At 61.3% G+C, this 21853-nt stretch carries 16 protein-coding genes and 1 pseudogene; 9 read left to right on the top strand and 8 right to left on the bottom strand.

Annotated elements, in window-relative coordinates:
- Positions 1-83: 83 nt before the first annotated feature.
- Positions 84-830, bottom strand: a complete 747-nt coding sequence (locus tag BLT09_RS17905; RefSeq protein WP_091595331.1) for an SDR family oxidoreductase — start codon at positions 828-830, stop codon at positions 84-86.
- A gap of 306 nt (positions 831-1136) precedes the next feature.
- On the opposite strand from BLT09_RS17905, the gene zwf reads away from it, so the two are divergent.
- The 7 genes and pseudogenes from zwf to BLT09_RS17875 all read left to right on the top strand — a co-directional run bounded on the left by zwf (position 1137) and on the right by BLT09_RS17875 (position 8372).
- Positions 1137-2606, top strand: a complete 1470-nt coding sequence (zwf, locus tag BLT09_RS17900; RefSeq protein ID WP_091595206.1) for a glucose-6-phosphate dehydrogenase — start codon at positions 1137-1139, stop codon at positions 2604-2606.
- Complete coding sequence (pgl, locus tag BLT09_RS17895; protein ID WP_091595204.1) at positions 2588-3304, top strand: 6-phosphogluconolactonase; 717 nt, start codon at positions 2588-2590, stop codon at positions 3302-3304. The genes zwf and pgl overlap by 19 nt, the downstream gene beginning before the upstream one ends.
- 65 nt (positions 3305-3369) lie before the next feature.
- Complete coding sequence (gene edd, locus BLT09_RS17890; RefSeq protein WP_091595202.1) at positions 3370-5214, top strand: phosphogluconate dehydratase; 1845 nt, start codon at positions 3370-3372, stop codon at positions 5212-5214.
- 100 nt (positions 5215-5314) lie between these two features.
- Positions 5315-5568, top strand: a pseudogene (locus BLT09_RS17885) (inorganic phosphate transporter); the annotation flags it as partial.
- 16 nt (positions 5569-5584) lie between these two features.
- The gene (locus BLT09_RS35485) at positions 5585-5716 is read left to right on the top strand and encodes a hypothetical protein (RefSeq protein WP_268931299.1); all 132 of its coding nucleotides are present in this window, start codon (positions 5585-5587) and stop codon (positions 5714-5716) included.
- Between the two features lie 224 nt (positions 5717-5940).
- Complete coding sequence (locus BLT09_RS17880; protein WP_091595200.1) at positions 5941-6477, top strand: FecR domain-containing protein; 537 nt, start codon at positions 5941-5943, stop codon at positions 6475-6477.
- A gap of 5 nt (positions 6478-6482) precedes the next feature.
- Complete coding sequence (locus BLT09_RS17875) at positions 6483-8372, top strand: CHASE2 domain-containing protein (RefSeq protein ID WP_091595198.1); 1890 nt, start codon at positions 6483-6485, stop codon at positions 8370-8372.
- A 368-nt stretch (positions 8373-8740) separates the two neighbouring features.
- Here BLT09_RS17875 and BLT09_RS17870 read toward each other — a convergent pair whose 3' ends face one another.
- The 7 genes from BLT09_RS17870 to BLT09_RS17840 form a co-directional block, all read right to left on the bottom strand.
- Entirely contained in the window at positions 8741-9274 is a 534-nt protein-coding gene (locus BLT09_RS17870) for a dihydrofolate reductase family protein (RefSeq protein ID WP_091595196.1), read from the bottom strand.
- A gap of 338 nt (positions 9275-9612) precedes the next feature.
- Positions 9613-11274, bottom strand: coding sequence for a vWA domain-containing protein (locus BLT09_RS17865; protein ID WP_091595194.1), 1662 nt, complete (start codon positions 11272-11274; stop codon positions 9613-9615).
- Positions 11275-11444: 170 nt separating this feature from the next.
- Complete coding sequence (locus tag BLT09_RS17860) at positions 11445-12443, bottom strand: GlxA family transcriptional regulator (protein ID WP_091595192.1); 999 nt, start codon at positions 12441-12443, stop codon at positions 11445-11447.
- 19 nt (positions 12444-12462) lie between these two features.
- Positions 12463-13362, bottom strand: coding sequence for a bifunctional methylenetetrahydrofolate dehydrogenase/methenyltetrahydrofolate cyclohydrolase FolD (gene folD, locus BLT09_RS17855; RefSeq protein ID WP_091595190.1), 900 nt, complete (start codon positions 13360-13362; stop codon positions 12463-12465).
- Between the two features lie 123 nt (positions 13363-13485).
- On the bottom strand, positions 13486-15696 hold the full coding sequence (locus tag BLT09_RS17850; protein ID WP_091595329.1) for a GumC family protein: 2211 nt from the start codon (positions 15694-15696) through the stop codon (positions 13486-13488).
- A 219-nt stretch (positions 15697-15915) separates the two neighbouring features.
- A complete protein-coding gene (locus BLT09_RS17845) occupies positions 15916-16644 on the bottom strand; it encodes a hypothetical protein (protein ID WP_091595189.1) in 729 nt (242 codons plus the stop codon).
- Complete coding sequence (locus BLT09_RS17840) at positions 16637-17134, bottom strand: hypothetical protein (protein ID WP_167366463.1); 498 nt, start codon at positions 17132-17134, stop codon at positions 16637-16639. Before BLT09_RS17840 ends, BLT09_RS17845 begins: the two co-directional genes overlap by 8 nt.
- Positions 17135-17792: 658 nt before the next feature.
- Between BLT09_RS17840 and BLT09_RS34945 the strand changes: the two genes are divergently transcribed.
- Positions 17793-19478: a hypothetical protein gene (locus BLT09_RS34945; protein ID WP_236473006.1), complete on the top strand. Its 1686-nt coding sequence runs from the start codon at positions 17793-17795 to the stop codon at positions 19476-19478.
- Positions 19475-21436: an ATP-dependent DNA helicase gene (locus BLT09_RS34940; RefSeq protein WP_236473005.1), complete on the top strand. Its 1962-nt coding sequence runs from the start codon at positions 19475-19477 to the stop codon at positions 21434-21436. The genes BLT09_RS34945 and BLT09_RS34940 overlap by 4 nt, the downstream gene beginning before the upstream one ends.
- Positions 21437-21853: the final 417 nt, after the last annotated feature.

The raw sequence follows: 21853 nt of genomic DNA, 5'->3' as shown, positions 1-21853 counted from the left end.
TCGGGCCATTCTTTGACGTGACGTTGCCCACGGCTCATTTTGGCTGCTGCCAATCAGCCGCCCGGGTGCGAGGGCCGAACGGCTCAGATGCACCGTCCGCCGTCGACCTCCAGCGCCACGCCAGTGACGAAGGCCGCCTCGTCCGAAGCCAGCCAGAGCGCCGCGTTGGCTATGTCGAGCGGCGTCGAAAGCCGGCCAAGCGGGATCGATGCGCGGAATTTCTCGCGGATTTCGGGTGTGTCGGCGCCCATGAATTTTTCGAGCATGCCGGTCTCGCCGGCAACCGGGCACAGGCAGTTGACGCGGATGTTCTTCGGCGCGAGTTCCACCGCCATGGATTTGGTCGCGGTGATCGCCCAGCCCTTCGACGCATTGTACCAGGTGAGGCCGGGTCGCGGCCTGATGCCGGCGGTCGAGGCCGTGGTCAGGATGACGCCGCCGCCTTGCCTATCCATCACCGGCACGACCGCCAGGGCGGCGTGGTAGATCGCTTTCATGTTGACGGCCGTGATCAGATCGAAGGTCATCTCGTCGACCTCGAGCAAATCGCCGTTGCGATGGGTGTAGCCGGCATTGTTGACCATGATGTCGATGCGGCCAAAGGCACTCTTTGCGGCATAGACCATCTCGTCGAACTCGGAACGGGTCGAGACGTCCGTCTGGGTCCAGATCGCCGCCCGGCCGATCTCGTTGGCGACGCGTTCGGCGCCCTTGGCGTTGAGGTCGGCGACAACAACCTTGGCGCCCTCCTCGGCAAAACGCTTGGCCATGCCCTCGCCGAAGCCTGACGCGGCACCGGTGATGATGGCAACTTTGTTTTCCAAGCGCATGACTTTCTCACTCATGATTGAAGACTCCCCGCTCCGGCAGCCTTCGGCAATGGCCGCCGAAAGATCAATATACTCTCGATTTCTCCTTTGGCTTTCGCCTCGATCCCGCTCTATGCTGCATCCGCGAAGGCTCCCGGAACCACCTCGCCGACAAGCGTCCGGGTTGCGCCAGTGTCAAGGGCACACCTCAAGACAATCGGCAAACACCCGATTGGCCCTGGGATGTGACGCCGTGTCACTGGAAAATCTAAATCGATTAGATTATATCCACCGCACCACAGCGAGCGGCGTCAGAGCGAACAGACCATGACCAGCCAGATCATTCCCGTCGACCCTTTCGACTTCATCATCTTCGGCGGCACCGGCGATCTGTCGGAACGCAAGCTTTTGCCGTCACTCTATCATCGCCAGCGCGGCCATCAATTTTCCGAACCGACGCGCATCATCGGCACGTCGCGCTCGAAAATGACCGACGAGGAATTCCAGGCTTTCGCCAGGCAGGCGATTTCCGACCATGTGAAACCGGCCGATATCGACGCCGCGGAGCTGGAGACGTTCCTTGCCCGGCTTTCCTACGTCTCGGCTGACGCGACGACCGGCGCTGGCTTCGACAAATTGAAGACGGCGATCGGCGACAGCGAATGCATCCGCGCCTTCTACCTGGCGGTTGCGCCGGCGCTGTTCGGCGACATCTCTCACAAGCTGAAAGAGAACGGGCTGATCACGCCGAACTCGCGCATCGTGCTGGAGAAGCCGATCGGGCGCGATCTCGCCTCCGCGCGAGAACTCAACGATGTGGTCGGCGACGATTTCCATGAAAGCCAGATTTTCCGCATCGATCACTATCTCGGCAAGGAAACGGTGCAGAACCTGATGGCGCTGCGCTTTGCCAATGCGCTCTACGAGCCGCTGTGGAATTCCGCCAATGTCGATCATGTGCAGATCACCGTGGCCGAGACCGTCGGCCTCGAAGACCGCGTCACCTATTACGACAAGGCGGGCGCGTTGCGCGACATGGTGCAGAACCACATGCTGCAGCTTCTCTGCCTCGTCGCCATGGAGGCGCCGTCGTCGATGGACGCCGACGCCGTGCGCGACGAAAAGCTGAAGGTTCTGCGCGCGCTGAAACGCATCAACGGCAATGAAGCGCCCAAGCACACGGTACGCGGACAGTACCGTGCCGGAGCCTCGGCCGGCGGGCCGGTCAAAGGCTATGTCGAGGAGCTCGGCAAGAACAGCAACACCGAGACCTTCGTTGCGCTCAAGGCCGAAATCGGCAACTGGCGCTGGGCTGGCGTGCCGTTCTACCTCAGGACGGGCAAGCGGCTGGCGACACGCGTTTCCGAGATCGTCATCGAATTCAAGCCGATCCCCCATTCGATCTTCGGCGACAGCGCCGGGCCGATCTCGGCCAACCAATTGGTCATCAGGCTGCAGCCCGACGAAGGCGTCAAGCAGTTCATCATGATCAAGGATCCGGGGCCTGGCGGCATGCGGCTGCGCCAGATCCCGCTCGATATGAGCTTCGCGCAATCCTTCGATGGCCGCGCCCCCGACGCCTATGAAAGACTGATCATGGACGTCATCCGTGGCAACCAGACGCTGTTCATGCGCCGCGACGAGGTCGAGGCGGCGTGGAAATGGATCGACCCGATCCAGGACGCATGGGAAGGCGCCAGGCAGGAGGCGCAGGGCTATACCGCCGGCACATGGGGCCCCTCCGCCTCGATTGCGCTGATCGAACGCGACGGGCGGACATGGCACGAGAGCAATTGAACAGCGACGCCTACAACTGGCACGCATTTGCCGAACGCCAGGACCTGGCGGCTGCACTTGCCGGCCACGTCGCAGGCCGCCTGACCGCTGCGATCGATGAGCGCGGCACGGCATTGCTCGCCGTTTCCGGCGGCACGACGCCGGCGAAATTTTTCGCATCGCTTTCGAGCATCCCGATCGCCTGGAACAAGGTCACGGTGACGCTGGTCGACGAGCGTTGCGTGCCGGTCTCCTCGCCGCGCTCCAACGCCGGGCTGGTCGCCGCCAATCTTCTGCAACACGCCGCCGCAGCCGCACGTTTCGTGCCGCTCTACCAAGAGGCAGAAAGCGTCGGCAACACGTCGGAGGCCGATAGCAGGATGTTGCGGTCGCTGCCCTGGCCGCTCGATGTGGTCGTGCTTGGCATGGGAACCGATGGCCATACCGCGTCGTTTTTTCCTGACGCCGACAATCTGGAAACACTGCTCGACCCGTCCTCGGAAAGGGTCGTGCTCCCGGTTCACGCGACAAGCGCCGGCGAGCCGCGGCTGACGCTGTCGCTGGCGCGGATCGTCAGGGCCGGCTTCGTCGCGCTGCACATCGAGGGCGAGGACAAGCGCACGGCATTCGAAAGCGCGATGGCATCGGAAACGCGAAAGCCCATTCGCGCCGTGCTCGACGCAGCCGAGAAACCCGTACAGGTTTTCTGGGCACCCTGATTTCAACTTGCCAAGGGGTCCCGCACGGCCGTGTTTGCGGGACCTCGCCTGAAAGGACCGACGCCATGACCGCGAGACGCGACATCGAAGCCATCACCGAGCGCATCCGCCAACGCTCCAGACCGGGGCGCGAGGCCTATCTCGGCCGCATCGCCGAGGCATCGAGCCGCACCGCCAACCGGGCCGTGCTGTCCTGCGGCAACCTCGCCCACGGCTTTGCCGTGTGCAGCCCTTCGGAAAAGCTGGCACTTGGCGGCGACCGCGTGCCGAACCTCGGCATCATCACCTCCTATAACGACATGCTGTCGGCGCATCAGCCTTTCGAGACATTTCCAGCACTGATCAAGGACGCGGCGCGCGAGGCCGGCGGCATTGCCCAGGTCGCCGGCGGCGTGCCGGCAATGTGCGACGGCGTCACCCAGGGCCAGCCCGGCATGGAGCTGTCGCTGTTCTCGCGCGACGTGATCGCCATGGCGGCGGCGATCGGCCTGTCGCACAACATGTTCGACGCCGCCGTCCATCTCGGCGTCTGCGACAAGATCGTGCCGGGGCTGGTGATCGCGGCGCTGACCTTCGGCCATCTGCCGGCGGTGTTCATCCCGGCCGGGCCGATGACGACGGGCCTGCCCAATGACGAGAAGGCCAAGGTCCGCCAGCTCTATGCCGAAGGCAAGGCGGGAAGGGCCGAGCTGCTCGAGGCCGAATCCAAATCCTATCACGGACCGGGAACCTGCACCTTCTACGGCACGGCGAACTCCAACCAGATGCTGATGGAGATCATGGGCCTGCACACGCCGGGCGCCTCCTTCGTCAACCCCGGCACGCCGTTGCGCGACGCGCTGACCCGGGAGGCGACGAAGCGGGCGCTGGCGATCACCGCGCTCGGCAACGCCTACACGCCGGTCGGCCGGATGATCGACGAGCGCTCGTTCGTCAACGGCATCGTCGGCCTGCACGCCACCGGCGGATCGACCAATCACACCATCCACCTGATCGCCATGGCCGCCGCGGCCGGCATCGCCATTAGCTGGCAGGATATTTCCGATCTTTCGGAAGCCGTGCCGCTGCTGGCGCGGATTTATCCGAACGGCCTTGCCGACGTGAACCATTTCCACGCAGCCGGCGGGCTCGGCTTCCTGATCCGCGAACTGCTCGACGAGGGAATATTGCACGAGGACGTCCAGACGGTTTGGGGCGAAGGGCTGCGGCCTTATGCGGTCGAGGCCAAGCTCGGCGCCGATGGCGGCGTGGTGCGCGAGGCCTCGCCCCGCGAAAGCGGCGACGAGAAGGTGCTGGCGCCGTTCAAGAAGGCGTTCCAGCCGACCGGCGGGCTGAAAATGCTGTCAGGCAATCTCGGCCACGCCGTCATCAAGACTTCCGCCGTGAAACCGGAACGGCGCATCATCGAGGCGCCGGCCAAGGTTTTCGACAGCCAGCAAGGGCTCAACGAGGCGTTCAAGGCCGGCACATTGACCGGCGATTTCATCGCCGTCATCCGCTTCCAGGGCCCGAAAGCCAACGGCATGCCGGAGTTGCACAAGCTGACCACCGTGCTCGGCGTCCTGCAGGATCGCGGCCAGCATGTGGCGCTGGTCACCGACGGGCGCATGTCGGGCGCGAGCGGCAAGGTGCCGGCGGCGATCCATGTGACGCCGGAGGCGGTCGAGGACGGGCCGATCGCCAGGATCCATGACGGCGACATCATCAGGCTCGACGCCGACGCCGGTACGCTGGAAGTCTTGGTGCCGGCAGGCGATTTCGCGCTGCGCCGGGCAGCGGACAGCGATCTTGTCGGCAATGAATTCGGTTTTGGCCGCGAGCTTTTCGCCGGGTTGCGGCAAATGGTCGGCCGTGCCGACCACGGTGCCAGCGCATTCGCAAACAACGTGGCGGAATTCGCGCTGCAGTGAAAGGGCGGCGGGGCTGTCTCCAAGGCGGGAAGCGTCGCCATCGTCTGGTAGGGCTCTTGAAGACGGTCGCGGCCATCGTGCTGTCGCCGCTCACCGGCTTCGGCTCAATCCGATGCAGGGTTTCTGCGCCGAGACCGGCGGCGCGATCACGCTGTTCGGCGCGACCTGGCTCGGCATCCCGGTCTCCACCACGCACACCATCACCGGCGTGATCGTCGGCGTCGGAGCGGCACGGCGCACCTCTGCCTCCGCTCGGACATAGCCGGCTCGATCGTGATCGCCTGGGTCATCACCATGCCCTCTACGGCGCTGATTGCTGCTTGCTGTTATGGAATCGTGGCACTCTTCAGTTAATGCGGAGCCCGGAAGTTTGACTGACGATCGCGAAGGTCGACTGCTGCCGCTGCTCGAAGATCAGCTTTGGAGAAGCGGTCAGAATGTCGCGAAATGGCGCGACCTGCCCGTCCTGGCAGATGAGCCGAACAGCAGCGTCGCCGCGTGACGTTCGCGACATTCGCAGCGCGGCCGCCTCTAACGGCTTGATGTCGCCTTATTTGGTGTTGGAGCAAGCTATCGTGCTAAGATCGCTGGTCGGCACCGTGCTACCTCTAGGGCAACTCGGCTGCAAGTGCCGGTTCGTACGCATGAGTATACTGCCAAGCTGACCGCAGAAGACAATGCATAGATTTTCTTGCCGCAGATTCTCGCAAAAGCAAGGAGACGTTCATGAGCGCAAGTGGCCGATATCTCCAGAGCCTGATGGCCTGCATGCTTGCCTGTGTCTTCTGGGTGGATACCGCTTCAGTGCAGTCGAATAACGCCGGCTGTACGTTCAGACTGGTAGCAGGGACGTCCCGACAAATTCTGAGATGCCGGCAAGGCCTTACCATCATTGCGGAAGATGGCGCTCGTTTTGCACTGGTGGACCGTGATCGAAATGGCAGTGCCGATGCGGTCAGATTACGGCGCAAGGCGCTGTTGCTCGATGCTCCAGCCGGCAGGGTCCGGGGTGGCTTCGCTGTCGTCACCCCGCAGGCGATCGCCGCGGTGCGAGGTACAAAATGGGCAGTTGACGTTGCCCGAGGCAAGACTTCTGTCTTCGTCGTCAAAGGTCGCGTCGCCGTGCAAAGGCCGGCGTCCAATGCTGGCGTAGTCCTCGGGCCGGGTGAAGGCGTCGATGTGGAAGCCGGAACAGGCACACTGACGGTCAAGCGCTGGCCCGCCGCACGTGTTTCGGCATTGATGGCGCGTTTCGGTCAGTAAGCTAAATGAGCGGGCGAGCGCTTCAGACGCTGATCGCGCTCGTCCTGGCGGGTCTTTGGGGGGCCGGGCTTGGCTTTGCGCACTGGCGCGGCAACATGTGGGGCCTCGATCGCGTCGAAGCAACGATGACGGATCTTCGAACGCTTGTTCGGGGAACGGCAAAGCCGCCGGAGCTGATTACCATTATCGCAATAGACGACGAAGCGGTCCGAAACGACGGCCGCTATCCCCTCAGCCGCGCCACGCTTGCCCGGATTGTCGATACGATAGCTCGCTTTGGACCGAAAGCCATTGCGATCGACCTGCTGCTGGTCGATCCCGGGACAAAAGATGATGATGAGGCGCTCGCGCGTTCGCTGCGTGGGACTTCAAGCGTAATCGCTGCTGCAGCGGTCTACTCGGGAGGTAAACAATCGCTTGCAGTCGAGGGCGATAGCCCTCTCGCCCGAGTGCCGAATGCCAAGCAGTTTTTGTGGCCCCTGAAAGCGTTCTCGGATATCGCCGCTGTCGGCGTCGTGAACGTGGTTACCGACTGGACGGGAACGCCTCGGTTCGTCCCGTTGCTGTTTCGGGCCGGAGATCGGACGGAAGCGTCTTTCTCCCTGCGCGTTGCCGCCATGGCGGTGGGAGAGGATCCAGGAATAGCGCCCGACTATCTATCTCTGGGCGGACAGCGGATTCGGACGGACATTGGTCACATACTCCCTCTGACATTCTATGGCCCCCGCGGCACGATCCGCACGATCAGCGCCACGACGGTGCTGGGCGGCCAAGTCGATGGCGGCATTATTCGGGATCGAATTGTTGTGATCGGAGCAACTGCAACCGGCGCCGGCGATGTTTTCCCGACACCGTTTGATCCCGTGCTCCCAGGCGTCGAGGTCATGTCGACGGCCATTGCCCATCTGATGACCGGCGACGGCATAGTGCGAGATCAGTACGTTCGCCTTGCAGATGCCGGCTTTGCAGTGGTGCTGCCGGTGGTTCTTGTGGGGCTGTTGGCATGGCGTCGCAACGCCATCGGCCTTGCAGCGATCGTCGGCGTGGTTGTGATCTGGTTCGTGGTCAATATGACCGCATTCTCACACCATATCTGGCTGAGCGCGGCGTTGCCGATGGCCGCCGCCGTTCCACCGGCTATTTTGTTCGGGGCCGCGCAGCTTTGGTTGGGCCGGAACCAGGCCCAGTATTTCGCCACGCAGAGCGAATTGCTTCAACGAGTTCAGGCCCCGGGCTTTGAGGCGTGGCTCGCGAAGCATGGCGACTTTCTCCTGGAACCTCTCCGGAGGGACGCGGCCATCATATTCATTGACCTGTCCGGTTTCACCGGACTGAGCGAAACATTGGGGCCGAACGCCACACGCGAACTTTTGAACACGTTCCATGCGTTGGTGGACGAAGAGGTGACAAGCTGCGGTGGCGTTGTCACGAATTTCATGGGTGACGGAGCTATGATCCTGTTCGGTCTACCGGAAGCAGCGACAGATGATGCCTTCAATGCTGCCCGCTGCTGCGCAGCGCTCGCCAGCCGTACCAACAACTGGCTCGTCTCGTTGCCCGCATCAACTGCATCCAGGCTCGGCTTCAAGATCGGAGCGCATTACGGTACAATCGTTGCGTCGAGACTCGGTGGCAAAGGCCGTCAGCACATCGCGACTACGGGTGATACGGTTAACGTCGCCAGTCGCTTGATGGAGATCGCGGCCGGCCAAAATGCCGAAGTCGCAGTGACCGACGAAATGCTGCAAGTCGCCGGCCGCGACTGCGAGTTGTTCAAATCTGGTGCTCTAAGAGGACCTGTGGAAGCACAGGTCCGCGGGCGTTCAGGCTTGCTCGCAATCTGGCTGTGGCAGAGTTCGCAAACGCTGCAGGATACCAGGCCCCGTGAACAATGATGGTACGGAATGTCTGAATGGCGCCCGTTTGACCGCGACACTTCGAATCCTGCCTGAGGCCTCGGCCAACCCGAACGGGAGATTCTGAAAAAATCCGCATTGACGGAAGGCAGCTTCGGGTCATGGGCGTGAATTCGGCCGGGGGCGAACGAGCTTCCGCTTAAGGTCGTATCAGGATGTAGCGCGAACGGCAGGTTTGGAGAAACGCAATGAGGATCGGCAAATGGCGCTCCTAAGCCGTTCGGCCGATCCCCGCCGAATGGCGATCTCCCCACCCGCAGCCGTCGTTCTTCCGAATCCTTTCCGCAACGTATGCTGAACCGAAAGGGGGATTTCGATGCATCGCCTTCTCATCGGCTGGTCTGTAGTCAGGCAGGAACGTAGGTCAACCTGATGACTTCCCCGCCGATTCGCTCGCTGGCCACAAGGCGGAGCGGTGGCCGAGAGCCGGCGAAGAAGGGCTTGCCGCGACCAAGCGCCACGGGGTGAAGGTAGAGGCGGTATTCGTCGATCAGACCCATTTCGGTCAGGCTTTGCGCCAACTCTGGTCCGGAAGCGGAAATCTCTCCTGTTAGCTTGGCCTTTAGCCTGCGTATCACTACCTCGACGTCATCCGCGATAAGCGTGGCATTGGGACCGACCGACTTCAACGAGCGCGATACAACCCATTTCGGCTGGCGCCGCCACGCCGCCGCGAACTCGTGCTGCTCCGCACTCCACTCAGGACGGTCTTCGTCCCAATAGCGCATGGCCTCGTACATGCGGCGACCGTACACACTGCCGGTCAGGTCGCGCACGTGCTCTATCCAGTGACGAAAGAGCGCGGGACTTGGCGCAGGCAATTCCTCGTGGTCGACATAACCGTCGAGGGACTGGTTCATTCCGAATACGATTTTCGCCATGCTGCAAAATCCCCCCGTCGCGTCAGGTATACAAGACGACCGACAGCCAAGCGCCCCGACACATGCTCGAAAATTTTTTCTTGCGGGGGTCGATACCCGGTTCTTGTCGCAAAATTCCCGAGTCTTGAATCGGTTTCGCGACTGATATTTGCGACGTCGCAAACCGGATGTTCTGCGACGATCCTGCGAACAGAACGCTTTTGCGAAAAATTTACCGCAAGCTAAACCGCGCGAAACGTCCGCGCCGCAGGCGAATATTGCGCTGCAAGATACTTGGGGTCCACATTTGGGTCAGGGGCTGGGCTCGCGACTCCCCCCTTTTTAGACGTCGAATGTCCCTACTGCACCGTCAGTTCGGAACGCTCGCCGGCCTTGATGGTCACTGTGCCTTCCTTTGAGCTATTGTCCGACTTCTCAGAGACGACCGCATAGTCGCCGGCCGGCAGCGCCGCCTGATATTTCTCGTCATAGGCGTAGCCGAGCGATTTGCGGTTGCCGTTGACGTCCTTCTTCGCATCGAAAATCTCGATTTTCGAAGCTCCTGGCGCGGTGATCGCCAGCACGCCGGCATTGATGGCGATCTTCAGATCCTGGTGCTCACCGGCCTTGACGCTGAACGGCTGCTCGACGACGGCAAGGTCGACCGTCGCCGTCAGCACATAGTCGTCGGGCGGCAGATCGAACTTGCTGTCGGGGCCATAGGCATAAGCCACCTCTTGCCTCGTTCCGTCGATCTTCTTTTTTGCCTTGAACACCTTGAAGCCAATGCCCGAGCCGTCGGCCTTGTCGCCGCCGGCAATGTAGTGGGCGTTGGCAACGACACGGCCGACGCCAACGACGATATCCTTGTCGACGACCTTGCCGGCAGTGAGCGGGATGGTTTCGGTAACCTCGCCCTGCCCGATCCTGACCGTGACTTTCTGATCGCCGGCCGGCAACACCACCTTGGTGTCGCCATAATAGGTCGCAGGCATTTCAACGCCCGGAAAGGCGATCACGACAGCCGCACCATCGGCCACATCCGCTCCCTCGCTTGGCCGCGGATGAATGATGAGCGTGCCGGCATCGAGCACGAAGAGGGGTTTGTAGACCTGGCCCGCCTCGACCGTGATCTTCTGTTCGGTCCTGGCCTCGCCATGGCGCGCCACGACTGCGTAATCGCCCGGCTCCAGACTGCCTTTATAAGCTCCGTATTCGGTGGCGACGTAATCGCCGCGCGTGCCGTCGGACTTTGCCTTGAAGATCTCCCAGGAATTGCCGTCGGTGACGGGATCGCCGCCATCGGCGAGCACCACGGCGGGCATGAAGTTGAACTCCGGTTTTTCCGGCGCGGCGACCGGCTGCGGCGCTGGCGCTGGTTCGGGCGCCGGTGCAGGTGCGGCGGCGATGGTCTCGACCAGCGCGTCCTGCAGCGCCTTCTCATCCGACGCCTGGATGTATTTGCCACCGGTGTTGTCGGCGAGGCAAGCAACCTGCTTGCCCTCGTCCGCGGTCAGGCCGAAGCCGACGACGTTTACGGTAAAGTCGACACCGGCGGCCCTCAGTTCCTTGCCGAGCGCGCAGGGGTCGCCTTTGCAGGTCTCGAGCCCGTCGGTTATCAGGATGACGGTGGCCTTGTCCTCGGTGTATTTCAGCGCCTCGGCCGCCTGCCTGACGGCTGATGTCAGCGGCGTCTTGCCGAGGAATTTCAGGCTGTCGGCGGCAGTGGAAACAGCACCTGCCGAGCCGGCCTGCGGCGGCACGATGAGCTCGATGTCCTCGCAACTGCCCTTCTCCCGATGGCCATAGGCCATGAAGCCGATTTCCTTGTCGGCGGGGACCGATTGCAGCACCGTTCGCAGCGATTCGCGGGCGATTTCGAGCTTCGGCTTGCCGTCGATCTGCGCCCACATCGAACCGGAGGCGTCGAGAACGATGACGACACGGTCGGCGGCAAAGCCGAGCGTCGTCATACACAACAGGAGCGCCGCCGCAACGATGCTCCGTGCAAGTCCCGCCATGAAATCTCCCCCAGTCAGTGGTCGCCAGTTCGTCGCAGCCAGTCAGCTTCTGCCAGCCAGTCCACGCGCCAGTCCGTGCCGCCGGGGGGAAGCTATTTGACGTCGCGTCAGGATACAAGCCCGGGCGCCGGGGCACGTGAGGGGTTGGCGGGGCTGACTGCGCCAAACCCTCAATATGTCGTGCGCCGCTCTTCGGAAGGCGGCCGGCCAAACTGCAGCCGATAGCTCTGGGCAAAATAGGAGTGTGAGGTGAAGCCGGTGGCGATCGCCACGTCGAGGATCGGCATGTTGGTCTGACGAAGCAATTCGCGCGCCCGCTCAAGCCTGAGCCGCATGTAATAGCGGCCGGGCGTCACACTGAGGTGACGAAGGAACAGCCGCTCGACCTGGCGCACCGACAGGCCCGCCGACTTGGCGAGCTGCACCGCCGACAGCGGCTCGTCGAGATGGTCGGCCATCAGCTCGACGATGCGCCGCAGTTTTTCCGATTTGCCGGTCAGGTCGCGCTCAGGACCGACGCGCTGGCGGTCGCCGGCGGAGCGGATCCGCTCGTGCTGGAACTGGTTGGCGACGCCGTTGGCGAGGCTCGAGCCGAAATCGCCGCGCACGATCTCCAGCATCAGGTCGATCGAGGTGGTGCCGCCGGCGCAGGTGTAACGCTTGCGATCGATCTCGAAGACGTTGCCGGTGCAGTTGATGTCGGGAAACCGTTCGACGAAGCCGGCGCGGTTTTCCCAGTGGATGGTGCAGCGATAGCCTTCGAGCTGGCCTGCCTCGGCGAGCAGGTAGGAGCCGACCGACAGTGCGCCGAGCGCGTTGCCGCGCCGGCCCCAACTGCGCAGCGCCGCCAGCACCTTGCTCTTGCCGGGAAACTCGGTCGTCAGCCCGACCGAGACGAAAAGAATATCGATCGGCGGCAGATCGGCGACAGCGTAGTCGATCTTGAGCGGCAGGCCGTTGGAGGCCATGACGGCATCGCCGTCGGCCGACACCGTCGTCCAGCCATAGAAGTCGTGGCCGAGCAGCCGGTTCGCCGACCGGAACGTGTCGATTGCGGCGGCCAGCGAGAACATGGAAAACTTGTCGACCAGCAGGAACCCGAACTGCCGGCCGCCGTGAATGGGATCATTGGCGACCGGCCGCTCTGGGGGAACAGTGAGGTTCGGCAAAGCTTTGGGCTTTCCAGGTTCAGAAAGACGGCCGTTTCAATCCGGCCGCGAGATAGGCGGAAGCTAGCGTGTTGGCCATCAGCATGGCAATGGTCATCGGGCCGACGCCGCCGGGCACCGGCGTGATGGCGCCGGCCGTCCTGGACGCTTCCGCAAAGGCGACGTCACCGACGAGACGGGTCTTGCCTTCGCCCTTTTCTGGCGCCGCGATGCGGTTGATGCCGACGTCGATGATGGTGGCGCCCGGTTTGACCCAGTCACCCCTGACCATTTCAGGTCTGCCGACAGCGGCAACGAGAATGTCGGCGGTGCGCGCCAGTGCAGCCAGGTCCTTCGTGCGGCTGTGCGCGACAGTGACGGTGCAGTTGGCGGCAAGCAGAAGATTGGCCATCGGTTTGCCGACGATATTGGAGCGGCCGACGACCACCGCATTGAGCCCGGAAAGATCCTTGCCGCGCACACGCTCGATGAGCAGCATCGAGCCGGCCGGCGTGCAAGGCACAAACGCCGTCTCCAGTTCGCCGGTGCCGAGCTTGCCGACATTGATGAAGTGGAAGCCGTCGACATCCTTTTGCGGCGCTATTGCCTGGATGACCTTGCCCGCATCGATATGGCCAGGCAGCGGCAGCTGCACCAGGATGCCGTTGATGCCGGGATCGGCGTTGAGTTCGCCGATGATGGCAAGCAGTTCCTGTTCGGATATTTCGGCCGGCAGCGTGTGCTGGACCGAATGAAAACCGCATTCCTTGGCGGTGCGGGATTTGGAGGCGACGTAAACCTGGCTCGCCGGATCCTCGCCGACGATGACCACGGCGAGACCGGGCGTGCGCGCGCCCTTTTCCATCAGTTCGATCGTCAGGGCCTTGACGCGCCGCACCACGCCTTCGGCAACGCTTTTTCCGTCAATCAACTCGGCCATCAACCATCCTCGACATCGTTCTGCTTCGGGCGGCATTCTCACGAAAATCCGACCGGGCAATCCCGTCAAAGCGCCGTCTTATGCCGCTAACTCGAAACCGATGGCTTTTATTCTATTCGGCGCTCAGAAATAGCGCCGCGATCGGCTTTCGGTGAGTTCGCGAACCGCTTCGCGGAATTCACGCAAGCTGGCTCGGATTTCCTCGATGGAGGCTTGCTGTTCAGCGGCTTTCGAAGCCTGATCTGCCTCGTCCGAGGCTCGGGGATACTGCTGCTGCGCACGAGGCACTGGTCCGGCCTGGGGCGGAACGGGCGGCTGGTATGCTTTGTCTTCAATGGGTGTCCGGCGCTCCTCTGCCCTGCGGCGCGGCCGCGAATCGGCGGTTTCGCGCAGGCTCGCATAAGCGCCGCGCATGGCGCCGAGGCCGACACCGGAAGCAAGCCCCGCCAGCAGGCCGGCAAGCACCGTCATGGCGCGCGACGGTCCGTTTGGCTCGAGCGGGGCGAAGGCCTTGGAGATCACGTTGATGTTGGCGGTGTTGATGTCCTTCTGCTCGCCGGTCTCCTTGGCGCGGAGAAGATATTGCTCATAGACGGAGCGTTTGGCGGCGGCCTCGCGCTCCAGTTCGCGCAGCGTGACCAGGTCGCTGTTGACGTCGCCGCTGCGGACCTTCAACTGTGCCAGCCGGGAGGCCAGATCCTGTTCGAGCTGCACGGCGCGCCTCAAGTCGACCTGCAGCGACGAGGCGATGCGGCGCAGTTCCCCGGCGATACGCTCGCGCGATCCGGCAAGCTGGGCATTGAGCGCCTGGAGCTCGGGATGGCGCGGGCCGAGCCGGATCGCGGCGCGGTCGGCCTCCTGCTTGAGCGTCGCATATTGCGAGCGCAACTCGCTCATGGCGTTGGAGTTGATCTCCTCCGGCAAGGTGCCGCTCAGAACCGAATTCACGTCGATCGAGCGCGCCGACGCCGCGCGGGCGTTAAGTTCCAGCGTGCGCGCGCGGGCGATGGCCAGCTGCTGGTTGAGCTTGAGCATCTCGTCGTCGCTGATCAAATGGCCTTGCGCGTCGACGAGGTCGTGCGCGGCCCTGAAATCCTCGACCTTGCGCTCGGCGACTTCGACGCCCTTGCGCAGCTCGTCGAGCCTGCCCGTCAGCTCGTTGGTCGCGCGGCCAGCGGTGTCGGACTGGATCTGACCGAAGGTCTGCAGAAAAACATCCGTCATGGTGTTGGCGATGAGCGCCGACTTCTCGCCATTTTGCGTGGTGGCGCTGACGGAGATGACAAAGGTCTTGCCGCCGCGCTCGACCGCAAGGCTCTCGGCCAGATTGGCGACGGCCAGCGCACGGCGGCGACCTTCACCGGCAGCCGGCCCATCATTGCGCGACAGGATCGACCGGATGACCGTCATCATCCCCAGCCCATCGGAACCTTGCCCGTTGAACTCCGGATCATTGACGAGATTGAGCTTGTCGACGACCTTGTTGAGAACGGTGCCGGAGGTGAGCACGCGAACCTGGTTCTCGACGATGGCCAGCGTCGCGTCGGACGCAACCACGGATTGCGTGAGGTCGCGGTCGGTGAGCTTCAGGTCGCGCGGGTCGACGATCAGCTCTGCGGTGGCTTCGTATTTCTTCGGCGTCGACAGCGCGATGGCGACGCCAAGCGTGGCGCCCAGTATCGTCATGGCGACGATCAGCAGCTTCGAGCGGGCAATGCCGCGGACGACCTGCATCGGATCGATCAACGGCTTCCATTCTTGTCTGTCGTCATCCTGACGGGAAGACCGCCGCCCGTCATCTGCATATCCGGGTTCGGGTGCGGCGTATCGAGGCTCGAACGCGGCGTGTCGAGGCTCGAACGCGGCGTATCGAGGTTCGAACGCGGCGTATCGGGGGTCGGCATCGGAGCGGCGGTCCTCGGAAACAGCGGCAGCAACCGGCTCCTCCCGCGGCATGGCGTATCGAGGTTCGAACGCGGCTTCCGCATGGTCCGCTTCAACGGGCTCGTCACTCTCAGGTGGCATCCGCGCGGCCGAAGCCGATGCATCCTCGGCTTGAAACCGGCTTGTTTCATCGTTTGCCGGTAACTCCGGAGTCACCCAGCGTTCCGGGGTCGCCGTGGGCTCCGGGGTTGCCGAGAGGTCCGGATGCGCTCGCCCCTCGCGGCGTAAGCGCGCGAGACGATGGCGCGTTGCGGCATCGTCGCGCCATGACGGGTCTGCCCGGTCCCCGATCGCAACCAGCGATGGTTCTTCTTCGCCGCGCAACGCCTGGCCGAGCGCCAGCAAGGAGCGCTCGCGCTTCCAATCTTCACGGTTTTGCCTGTCGACCATTGTCGTGGAGCTTGCCCTTTGCGGCTTGGACGCGCGGTCAGCCATTCGTTAAACCATACTAAACTTGCAAGCCCAGAATTCCGCGAAGTAGGAACTTTTTTTGGCGTCAAATAGGCAGAAGTAGGAGAATTGGGCAGTCCGTTTTGGCGATGGCTCACCTGGTCTGAAACTTGGCACTGGTATGGTTAATGGGCCGTTAAACCGAGTGCTGTCGGAGGTTTAGGTTTCGAACTTCTCAAACACATTGAGCAAGAGTGTCTCCAAGTGACTAGCTACCATATTAGGTCCCACCTGTAAGCTGTTGGGATGTCCACAACCGTTCCGAAGTTTCAAGCCTTTCAATAACTCGTCTTTTTGGTTCTTGCCGATGACGCTGATGCCCGCGATCCGGTTCAGAAAATCCTCTTCCTTCATGAGGCCAATCCCGTCTTCGTTGACCGCATCCTTCCACTTAGAATTCACCTTCTTGGCTTCTGCGTTAAAGGCTGCAAGGTGATGGGCGACCACCTCGCGATGCAGGACGTCAACGGCAGCAATCCAAGACATGACAACAGCGGAGCGATAAAGCTGAGCCTCGTGGCATTTGATCGCTTCCTCAGCAAACGCTCGTGTTGTTGGATTCTGGATCCTCTCCAGGTGGGTGCGGAGATCAGAGGCAACTTTCACAGCGGACGGACTGAGCGTCGTCAGGCCGAGATTGCGCAAGTAGCTTTTGCCCGATTCAGTCAGTTCCCAGCCTAGCGGAACACGGATTGCAAGTCCGTTGCTGCGACCCAATATACTGGAAAGGTTCCACGCTTTTGGGAACCTCCAGCCAGCTTCAGCGGCACGCCCGCGAATCCCATTCAAGTCTATTGGCTGGTCAAACGTGGCGAGGGTCAGAAGCAGCTTATCTAGCCGGTTTAGATCGCGATGGATCCACTCTTTAAAGCCCGTCTGATCAAGCAAAAGCGGCTTCCAACTTCTCGTGTTCAGGCGAGGTCAACGAGTATTGATCAGTGCCAACTTGATTGAATTTAGTGCCAACGAGCACCTTTAGCGTTTTTGTCAAGTTTCCTGCCATATTGGCGTTATAGAACTTGGTGGCCCCCTTCATCGTTGCCAAAAGCTCTTGCCGAGAAAAGGTATCTTTTTCAGCCATCAGTTGTAAATAGGCTGCAGCAGCCATAGCCACATCTGTGGCGGTTTTTGCGTTTAGTTTCGCTGCTACGCTATTCACATGCAGTTTATTTGCGCCTTTTGTCGGAGGCGGAACTTCGCTGCCTTCGTTACCTGTGCCATCTTCGGCAACGATTGCGCCGCCCGACGCTAAGATTGGCACGGTAAACAGAGTTTCGATGTGTGAAAACAGATCCTTTATGTCGCTGATCGACAGCTCGGTCTCGCCTTCGTATTCAAACTCAACAAGCCCTGCCTTAATCCGAACTTTTGCTGACACTGTTCTTCCCCTCAACTGAGTCGGTCCGCACGCTATCAAACCTGAGCTTGTAGTCAATTGCAGGCGGGAGGTGTTTGGACCCTTAGCGACCATAGGTATATGTTCCTATCATTCTCCATGCGGAAAGGCCTCGTCGACGATGGCATGCAGCTTGCGATCCATTGCCATACCTCTGCCACCACAGCGCGATGCTTGAGCTATATGCCCTGCGCGACCGCCTTGGCCCCGATCATGGCACCATGAACTCAGTGTAGGATCTCGACCACGCGGTGGAGCTCGGCTGGCTTAGAGTCTGGCAGGTCATCGATACTGGTTTTTACCACCCCTCAGTCCGAATTCCGCGCCCAACGCCAAGCTGCCATGTTGCAATCGGGGAGCCCATCGGCGGACGTTTTCTACCATCCACAAAGTATATGCTCATTTTTTTGTTCTGAACGTTTGCGAGTTTAAATATTCACGTCGATTGCGCGTTTTGTCGCGTCAGGAGATCACCTTTCGACAAACGAAGACTTCATAACGGCGCCTGCTGCGGTTATACGAAAGGGTAAGCCAAAGCCAAGCTGATCCGAGGTAGAGAATGATTTCGGGATCCAGAAAACTGCCATGGCAGCACACAACAGTACGTGTACCGTGGCATGACGGTGGGTGGAGCGGTCGCGTGTGCACTGCACCGTCTGCGAACACTGCATGCCTCGCGCTCACCCGGATTGCTGCGGGTAAACGTGCCGATCAGGACGACTATGCCGGACAGATGTTCGAGGATCTTCAATCATCCGTAAGGCCGCCATGTGTCGACGAGCGGGTCAGCTTTATGGCCAACCATGACCTTATCCTGAGAAAGCAGCATCCGTACAAGGTTTCAAGCCCAGAGACCCACGGTCATTTTGGGGAGACGATCCTTAGAATCGAAGCATTCTCGGCCGCCTGCATCCCGTTCGGCTGGATGCTTAAATCGAATGTCGAAGGCGACGAAGAGTCGGGCATCAAGGGCAAGGCGGACGCGCTGCGCCTCGCCTATAAACACGAACGCGAGCCACAACTCTCCTTTGAGACGGGCTGGGTACAGGACAAGACCAATCAGTTGATAATGCTGGACAGCTTCTTCGGCGCATTGAAGCCGGAAGAATCGCTTTGCTTCTTCTATGCCAAGAAGACGCCTCTTTCCGAGAACGCTGGACGCGTGATCATCGGTGCGGCGCGCGTGAAGGGCGTCGGAAACCACACGGAATATGCCTACGACGGCCCGGGACAGCTTCAGGGCGTCCTATGGGAGCGCTGCGTGCGCCATTCGCTTCGTCCCGACGGTGCCGATGGTTTTTTGATGCCTTACTACGACGTGCAGGCAGCGGCAGCGGCGGATACCGGGATCGACGTTGAGAAATGCATCGCATTCGCGCCCGATGACCAGTTTGAATCGTTCTCTTATGGAGCCGAACATCTTGGTCATGACGGCGCCATTGCGTCACTGCTGTCTTGCGCGGCGGCAATTCGTGCTTGTTCGCAGGTTATCGAGACTGACGTCTCCGGCGCCCTGGCGTGGATCGACCGCGAGATCGCCCGTTTGTGGACTGCGCGGGGAATTCATCCGGGCCTCGGGAGCGCCTTGACGGCGTTCGGGCTCGAACACGGCACCTTACTCGCACATGAGATCGTACGAGTCGGCAGCAACGATGGGGAGGTGTTCGATGCCTTTTCATTTATCGACGCGTTTGCTGCGTCACCCAAATCTTTCCCGCAGGCGGAAACCTATGGCTTCGGTTCGACATATCGCCAGAAGTGGACAGGTCTCGCAAGGCCCCGCCGGCAACTTCTGGACCTCGTCGCGCGTTGCAGTCTGTCCGTAGAACAGGCAACGCGCGCCTATCAGCCTAGCCAGCGTGCTTTTTCACAAGAGACGTCTGACGCCGAAATTCTGAAGAATCCCTATCTGCTTTTCGAGCGCGACGAAGGCGCAGCAGATCCGATAAAGTTCGGAACAGTCGACCGCGGGATCTTTCCGCCAGGTGCCGTTCGTGAGATTGCTCCGCTTGCACCAGGCATCGGGATGAGCGACGGCATCGATCGCCGCCGTGTCCGCGGTCTGGTGACGGATCTGCTTGAACGTGCGGTCCAGACAGAAGGCCATACGCTTTTGCCGCGCAGCTGGATCGTGCGACGGGCGCTGGAGGCGACACTCGATCCACGTTGTGCGGTCGATGAGGACGTTCTCGATATGGCCGCGAGTTATCTGGTTGAGACGCTCGAAGCGGCGAAGACATCTGAAGGTGAAAATGCGCTGAAGCTGCGTCGGTACGGCGTAGCGCGGACGGAAAGAAGCACTCCCTTTCCTATAAATGGCGATTGAAGGTCGATGCTGCACTTCCGCAGATGGACGAGGGTCCCGACGCGGCAACAGAGGAACTGGCACGACAGGAAAAGACGGCTGCATTGGAACAGCTTGTTTCCGGTCGCTTCACCGCGCTTGTGGGACCGGCCGGCTCCGGCAAAACGACGCTTCTGAAAGTGATCTGCGATCTACCCGAGATTGCTGCCGGCCAAGTGCTGCTCCTCGCACCCACCGGCAAGGCGCGCGTGCGTCTGGAAGAAGCCACCGAACGGCTTGGTGAGGGCATGACGCTTGCGCAGTTTCTGCAGCAACGGCAGCGCTACGACGGGGCAAGCGGTCGGTATTTTCGCAATCCGGATGCACCGCGAGAGAAGGGATACCGCTCGGTCATCGTCGACGAATGTTCGATGCTGACCGAGGATCAGCTTGCCGCACTCATTGATGCCATTGAGGGGGTCGATCGCCTAATTCTAGTCGGCGATCCGCGACAGCTCCCACCTATCGGCGCAGGACGTCCGTTTGTCGACATCTGCCGGCACTTGGCTCCCGACGAAGGTGTGCCGATATTTCCGAAGGTTGCGCCGGGCTATGCCGAGTTGACCGTCATCGGGAGGCAACGTGGTCAAGATCGCGGTGACGTGCTTCTTGCCCGGCAGTTCAGCGGCGAGCCGCTCGACGCCGGTGCGGATGAGGTCTGGGATGCGCTAAAGCTCGGCAAGCTTTCCCATGTTCGCACTGTGCGATGGGGATTGCCGAACGAGCTGGAACCGGCATTGGCCGGAGAGTTGGTGCGTGGGCTGGGTTTGACCGACGGAGCAGACCAGAAGGGCTTCGAGCGTAGTATCGGTGGCAGTGAGTGGGAGGGGAATATTCTGTTCTGGCCTCGGCGCGCCGGCGACAAGATGGGAGGCGCTGCGGCCTCGTCGCATGACTGGCAGATCTTGTCACCGGTCCGTGCGGGCCTATCCGGCGTCGACGCCGTAAACCTTGCCGTGCAACGGCGGTTCCGGAGCAAGGTGCGCGAACGCGCGCAGTCGAAAGGCGCAAAGTATCCAAAGCCCGCCGGTCCGCAGGGCGTGATCTGGGGCGATAAGGTCATCAACCTCCGCAACAATGGGCGCAGGCGCACCTACCCGCAGCAGGAGCGGCCTTACGTTGCGAACGGTGACATCGGCATCGTTGTGGGCGGCTACAAAACGGTCAAGATGAAGTTTCGTCCAAAGAATCTTGAGGTGGAGTTTGCGAGCCAGCCCGGGATCAAGTTCACCTATTATGCCAGCGAGTTCTCTGGGGAAGAGGGAACGCCAGAACTTGAACTTGCCTATGCGCTAACGGTGCACAAGACGCAGGGCAGCCAGTTCGGACGATCGTTCCTCATCGTGCCACGCAACTGCCGCCCTTTATCCCGCGAGCTGCTTTACACGGCCATCACGCGGCATCGCGAAGAACTCGTGGTTCTGCATGAAGACGAGCTTGGTGCTCTCCGGCGCTATTCAGACCCGTCTGCGTCCGAGATCGCTCGGCGAATGACGGATCTGTTCAGTGATCCTGGTCCGGTGCAGGTGACGACGAGTTCGGGGCCGCGCTTTCTTGATCGTCATCTTGTGCATCGGACCAGCAGGGGAGAGTTCGTGCAATCCAAATCCGAGCTTGCGATTGCCGAGAAGCTGCATGGCATGGGCGTGCCCTACGTCTACGAGAAGCCGATCATTCTCGAAGGAACGATGCGCTGGCCGGATTTTACGATCGCGGATGATGAAACTGGTATCACTTACTATTGGGAGCACCTCGGCATGCTTTCGGACCCGCAATACGTCAAACGATGGGAGAATAAGCGTGCGGCGTATCTTGCTGCGGGCATCAGGCCGATTGAGGAGAAATCCGGTGGCGATGTTCTCGTCGAAACCCGTGAGCTCTCTGGAGCCGGTTTGGATATGGGGGAAGTAGAGCGGCTTGTGAAGCTTATTAGAGGCTAGAGAGCCACGCTCGAGAAGGTTGCGTGGAGCCCGAACGAGAGCCGGCTTCTGAGAACGAGAACGGCTAAACTGTTTAAATGGGCCGCTAGGTGGCCGCCCGTCAGGGTCGGTAGGGCAGAAAGACAGAGCGGCTGGATAAAGCTTCTGTCCCGCGACGACGGTGAAGCTTTTCAAAGCCACTCATCGGAGAGGCGGGCATATGTCGGCCGCTATTTACGAAGCGTGGCGAGAGCAGCTGAAATGGGTCACGATTTGCCCTTGAAGTTCCCTGGAGCGAGAGTTTGAAAAGCGTCGGAAATGCTCTCAAGGCCAGCTGACTGGTGACCAGTCGCCTGATTTCTCGATAACCGTGGAGTGCCAAGACCCGGTTGCCTTGCAGCTCAGCCGCGACACTTGGGCACCGATCAGTTTGAACGC

It is taken from the genome of Mesorhizobium muleiense, from assembly GCF_900099905.1.
Classification (GTDB): Bacteria; Pseudomonadota; Alphaproteobacteria; order Rhizobiales; family Rhizobiaceae; genus Mesorhizobium; species Mesorhizobium muleiense.
The sequence above is the reverse complement of the archived record's forward strand: the minus strand, read 5'-3'. Positions and strand labels throughout refer to the sequence as shown.